The organism is Pseudomonas sp. SWRI50, assembly GCF_014269095.1.
GTDB classification, from domain to species: domain Bacteria; phylum Pseudomonadota; class Gammaproteobacteria; order Pseudomonadales; family Pseudomonadaceae; genus Aquipseudomonas; species Aquipseudomonas kermanshahensis.
Genome location: NZ_JABWRW010000049.1, coordinates 1 through 6742 on the forward strand (window position 1 = coordinate 1; position 6742 = coordinate 6742).

The window sequence follows — 6742 nt, forward strand, 5'->3', positions numbered from 1 at the left end:
AACCAGCGCGCCGTACACCCACGAAGCGCAGGGCGACGACGTCTACAAAGACGCCGGTGAAATCGAGTTGGGCGTGAAGTCGGCAGCAGACATCGATGGCCGTGCCTTCGAAAACCTGCAGCTGGGTGACGCAGCGTCGGTCAAAGTCACCGACACCACCGACGATGTTGTGGCCAAACTGACTGCCACGCCTTCGGTTACCGAAGGTGGTGCGATCACCTACACCATCACCCTGACCAACAAAGACGGTCTGCCGATCGATAAACACTCGGCGCTGACCTTCACGCTGAGCGACGGCACTACCGTCATCACCGTGCCGGCCAACAGCACCAGCGGTTTCACCACCGTGACTGCTCCGGATAACGTCTACGTCGGTACCAACGACGCGGTAATCAAATCGATCGCCACCGTCGACGGCGCGGATGTCGGCAAGTTCGAGAACCTGGTTCTGGACAAAACGCCGGTCAGCACTGCTGTCACTGACGAACCAGGCTCGGGTACTCCAGGCGCTGGCAACGAAGGCGATCTGGTCAAGGTCACCATCACCGCCGATCAGGTTTCGGTTGCTGAGAACGTGAAGCCGACCTTCACCGTTCACATCAACACTGCGCTGGCTCACGACCTGGTCGTGACGCTGAGCAACAACGCGGTTGTGACCATCAAGGCTGGCGAAACCAGCGCGCCGTACACCCACGAAGCACAGGGCGACGACGTCTACAAAGACGCCGGCGAAATCGAGTTGGGCGTGAAGTCGGCAGCAGACATCGATGGCCGTGCCTTCGAGAACCTGCAGCTGGGCGATGCGGCCTCGGTCAAAGTCACTGACACCACTGACGATGTCGTGGCCAAGCTGACTGCCAGTCCTTCGGTCACCGAAGGCGGTGCGATCACCTACACCATTACGCTGACCAACAAAGATGGTCTGCCGATTGATAAGCACTCGGCGCTGACCTTCACCTTGAGCGACGGCACCACCGTCATCACGGTTCCGGCCAACAGCACCACCGGTTTCACCACCGTGACTGCCCCGGACAACGTCTACGTCGGTACCAACGATCCAGTGATCAAATCGATCGCTTCGGTGGATGGCGCGGATGTCGGCAAGTTCGAGAACCTGGTTCTGGACAAAACGCCGGTCAGCACTGCTGTGACCGACGAGCCAGGCACGCCGGGCAACGAAGGTGATCTGGTCAAAGTCACCATCACCGCTGACCAGGTTTCGGTTGCTGAGAACGTGAAGCCGACCTTCACCGTTCACATCAATACTGCCCTGGCTCACGACTTGGTTGTGACGCTGAGCAACAATGCGGTTGTGACCATCAAGGCCGGTGAAACCAGCGCGCCGTACACCCACGACGCGCAAGGCGATGACGTCTATAAAGACGCCGGCGAAATCGAGCTGGGTATCAAGTCCGCCGTCGATGTTGACGGCCGTGCCTTCGAAAACCTGCAACTGGGCGATGCGGCGTCGGTCAAAGTGACTGACACCACGGATGACGTGGTGGCCAAGCTGACCGCTACCCCTTCGGTCACCGAAGGCGGTGCGATCACCTACACCATTACGCTGACCAACAAAGATGGCTTGCCGATTGATAAACATTCGGCGCTGACCTTCACGTTGAGCGACGGCACCACCGTCATCACTGTGCCGGCCAACAGCACCACCAGCTTCACCACCGTGACTGCTCCGGACAACGTCTACGTCGGGACCAACGATCCAGTGATCAAATCGATCGCCACCGTTGATGGCGCGGATGTTGGCAAGTTCGAGAACTTGGTTCTGGACAAAACGCCGGTCAGCACCGCTGTCACCGACGAGCCAGGCACTCCGGGCAACGAAGGCGACTTGGTCAAAGTCACCATCACCGCTGATCAGGTTTCGGTGGCCGAGAACGTGAAGCCGACCTTCACCGTTCACATCAACACTGCCCTGGCTCACGACCTGGTCGTGACCCTGAGCAACAATGCCACCGTCACCATCAAGGCCGGCGAAACCAGCGCGCCGTACACTCACGAAGCGCAGGGCGACGACGTCTACAAAGACGCTGGCGAAATCGAGTTGGGCGTGAAGTCGGCAGCAGACATCGATGGCCGTGCCTTCGAGAATCTGCAGCTGGGCGACGCGGCGTCGGTCAAAGTCACTGACACCACCGACGATGTCGTGGCCAAGCTGACTGCCACCCCTTCGGTTACCGAAGGTGGTGCAATCACTTACACCATCACCCTGACCAACAAAGACGGTCTGCCGATCGACAAGCATTCGGCGCTGACCTTCACCCTAAGCGATGGCACCACCGTCATTACTGTGCCGGCCAACAGCACCACTGGTTTCACCACCGTGACTGCCCCGGACAACGTCTACACCGGTATCAACGATCCAGTGATCAAATCGATCGCTTCGGTTGATGGCGCGGATGTCGGCAAGTTCGAGAACCTGGTTCTGGATAAAACGCCGGTCAGCACTGCTGTCACTGACGAACCAGGCTCGGGTACTCCAGGCGCTGGCAACGAAGGAGACTTGGTCAAAGTCACCATCACCGCCGATCAGGTTTCGGTCGCTGAAAACGTGAAGCCGACCTTCACCGTTCACATCAACACCGCGCTGGCTCACGACCTGGTCGTGACACTGAGCAACAACGCCACCGTTACTATCAAGGCTGGCGAAACCAGCGCGCCGTACACCCACGAAGCGCAGGGCGACGACGTCTACAAAGACGCCGGTGAAATCGAGCTGGGCATCAAATCCGCCGTCGATGTTGACGGTCGTGCTTTCGAGAACTTGCAGCTGGGCGATGCGGCCTCGGTCAAAGTCACCGACACCACCGACGACGTGGTGGCCAAGCTGACCGCTACGCCTTCGGTCACCGAAGGTGGTGCGATCACCTACACCATCACCCTGACCAACAAAGACGGTCTGCCGATCGATAAACACTCGGCGCTGACCTTCACCCTGAGCGACGGCACTACCGTCATCACCGTGCCGGCCAACAGCACCAGCGGTTTCACCACCGTGACTGCTCCAGATAACGTCTACGTCGGTACCAACGACGCGGTGATCAAATCGATCGCCACCGTCGACGGCGCGGATGTTGGCAAGTTCGAAAACCTGGTTCTGGACAAGACGCCGGTCAGCACTGCTGTCACCGATGAGCCTGGCTCGGGTACTCCGGGTGCCGGCAACGAGGGCGACTTGGTCAAGGTGACGATCACGGCTGACCAGGTATCGGTCGCCGAGAACGTGAAGCCGACCTTCACCGTTCACATCAACACCGCGCTGGCTCACGATCTGGTCGTGACCCTGAGCAACAACGCGGTTGTGACTATCAAGGCTGGCGAAACCAGCGCGCCTTACACCCACGAAGCGCAGGGCGACGACGTTTACAAAGACGCCGGTGAAATCGAGTTGGGCGTGAAGTCGGCAGCAGACATCGATGGTCGTGCCTTCGAAAACCTGCAGCTGGGCGATGCGGCCTCGGTCAAAGTGACTGACACCACCGACGACGTGGTGGCCAAGCTGACCGCTACGCCTTCGGTCACCGAAGGTGGTGCAATCACCTACACCATCACCCTGACCAACAAGGACGGTCTGCCGATTGATAAGCACTCGGCGCTGACCTTCACCCTGAGCGACGGCACCACCGTCATTACCGTGCCGGCCAATAGCACCACCGGTTTCACCACCGTGACTGCCCCGGACAACGTCTACACCGGTATCAACGATCCAGTGATCAAGTCGATCGCTTCGGTCGATGGCGCGGATGTCGGTAAGTTCGAAAACCTGGTCCTGGACAAGACGCCGGTCAGTACTGCTGTCACTGACGAGCCTGGCTCGGGTACTCCAGGCGCTGGCAACGAAGGTGATCTGGTCAAAGTCACCATCACCGCCGATCAGGTTTCGGTTGCCGAGAACGTCAAACCGACCTTCACCGTCCACATCAACACCGCTTTGGCCCACGACCTGGTCGTAACCCTGAGCAACAACGCCACCGTTACTATCAAGGCTGGCGAAACCAGCGCGCCGTACACCCACGAAGCGCAAGGCGACGACGTCTACAAAGACGCTGGCGAAATCGAGCTGGGCGTGAAGTCGGCAGCAGACATCGATGGCCGTGCCTTCGAGAATCTGCAGCTGGGCGACGCGGCGTCGGTCAAAGTCACCGACACCACTGACGATGTCGTGGCCAAGCTGACTGCCACTCCTTCGGTTACCGAAGGTGGTGCGATCACCTACACCATCACCCTGACCAACAAAGATGGCTTGCCGATCGACAAGCACTCGGCGCTGACCTTCACCCTGAGCGATGGCACCACCGTCATTACTGTGCCGGCCAACAGCACCACCGGTTTCACCACCGTGGCTGCCCCGGACAACGTTTACGTTGGTACCAACGACGCGGTGATCAAATCGATCGCCACCGTCGACGGTGCTGATGTTGGTAAGTTCGAGAACCTGGTTCTGGACAAGACTCCGGTCAGCACTGCTGTGACCGACGAGCCAGGCTCGGGTACTCCGGGTGCCGGCAACGAAGGCGACTTGGTCAAAGTCACCATCACAGCTGATCAGGTTTCGGTTGCCGAGAACGTCAAACCAACCTTCACCGTTCACATCAACACTGCCCTGGCTCACGACCTGGTCGTGACCCTGAGCAACAATGCGGTTGTGACCATCAAGGCCGGCGAAACCAGCGCGCCGTACACTCACGAAGCGCAGGGCGATGACGTCTACAAAGACGCCGGTGAAATCGAGCTGGGCGTGAAGTCGGCAGCAGACATCGATGGCCGTGCCTTCGAAAACCTGCAGCTGGGTGACGCCGCTTCGGTCAAAGTGACTGACACCACGGATGACGTGGTGGCCAAGCTGACCGCTACGCCTTCGGTCACCGAAGGTGGTGCGATCACCTACACCATCACCCTGACCAACAAAGACGGTCTGCCGATCGACAAGCACTCGGCACTGACCTTCACCCTGAGCGACGGCACCACTGTCATCACTGTTCCGGCCAACAGCACCACTGGTTTCACCACCGTGGCTGCCCCGGACAACGTTTACGTTGGTACCAACGACGCGGTGATCAAATCGATCGCCACCGTCGACGGCGCTGATGTTGGTAAGTTCGAGAACCTGGTTCTGGACAAGACTCCGGTCAGCACCGCTGTCACCGACGAGCCAGGCTCGGGTACTCCAGGCGCTGGCAACGAAGGCGATCTGGTCAAGGTCACCATCACCGCTGACCAGGTTTCGGTTGCAGAGAACGTGAAGCCGACCTTCACTGTCCACATCAACACCGCGCTGGCTCACGACCTGGTCGTGACCTTGAGCAACAACGCTACCGTTACCATCAAGGCTGGCGAAACCAGCGCGCCGTACACCCACGAAGCGCAGGGCGACGACGTCTACAAAGACGCCGGCGAAATCGAGTTGGGCGTGAAGTCGGCAGCAGACATCGATGGTCGTGCCTTCGAAAACCTGCAGTTGGGTGACGCAGCGTCGGTCAAAGTCACTGACACCACCGACGATGTCGTGGCCAAGCTGACTGCCACCCCTTCGGTTACCGAAGGTGGTGCAATCACCTACACCATCACCCTGACCAACAAAGATGGCTTGCCGATTGATAAGCACTCGGCGCTGACCTTCACGCTCAGCGACGGCACCACCGTCATCACCGTGCCAGCCAACAGCACCACCGGCTTCACCACCGTGACTGCTCCGGACAACGTCTACACCGGTACCAACGACCCAGTGATCAAATCGATCGCTTCGGTGGATGGCGCTGATGTTGGCAAGTTCGAGAACTTGGTTCTGGACAAAACTCCGGTCAGCACCGCTGTCACCGACGAGCCGGGCTCGGGTACTCCAGGCACCGGCAACGAAGGCGACTTGGTCAAAGTCACCATTACTGCTGACCAGGTATCGGTGGCTGAAAACGTCAAACCGACCTTCACTGTTCACATCAACACTGCCCTGGCTCACGACCTGGTCGTGACCCTGAGCAACAATGCCACCGTCACCATCAAGGCCGGCGAAACCAGCGCGCCGTACACTCACGAAGCGCAGGGCGACGACGTCTACAAAGACGTTGGCGAAATCGAGTTGGGCGTGAAGTCGGCAGCAGACATCGATGGCCGCGCCTTCGAGAATCTGCAGCTGGGCGACGCGGCGTCGGTCAAAGTCACCGATACCACGGATGACGTGGTGGCCAAGCTGACTGCTACACCTTCGGTCACCGAAGGTGGTGCGATCACCTACACCATCACCCTGACCAACAAAGACGGTCTGCCGATCGACAAGCATTCGGCACTGACCTTCACGCTGAGCGACGGCACCACCGTCATCACGGTTCCAGCCAACAGCACCACCGGCTTCACCACCGTGACTGCTCCGGACAACGTCTACACCGGTACCAACGACCCAGTGATCAAATCGATCGCTTCGGTGGATGGCGCTGATGTTGGCAAGTTCGAGAACCTGGTTCTGGACAAGACTCCGGTCAGCACTGCTGTGACCGACGAGCCAGGCTCGGGTACTCCGGGTGCCGGCAACGAGGGCGACTTGGTCAAAGTCACCATCACGGCTGATCAGGTTTCTGTTGCCGAGAACGTCAAACCAACGTTCACCGTTCACATCAACACTGCCCTGGCTCACGACCTGGTCGTGACCTTGAGCAACAACGCCACCGTCACCATCAAAGCCGGTGAAACCAGCGCGCCGTACACCCACGAAGCGCAAGGCGACGACGTCTAC

The 6742-nt window shown here is 59.3% G+C and carries 1 protein-coding gene; it reads left to right on the top strand.

Translation table 11 applies throughout. The annotated features are described in order from the left end of the window. The coding region (locus HU750_RS26845) for an immunoglobulin-like domain-containing protein (protein ID WP_346010860.1) at positions 1 to 6742 on the top strand (6742 nt) is incomplete at both ends.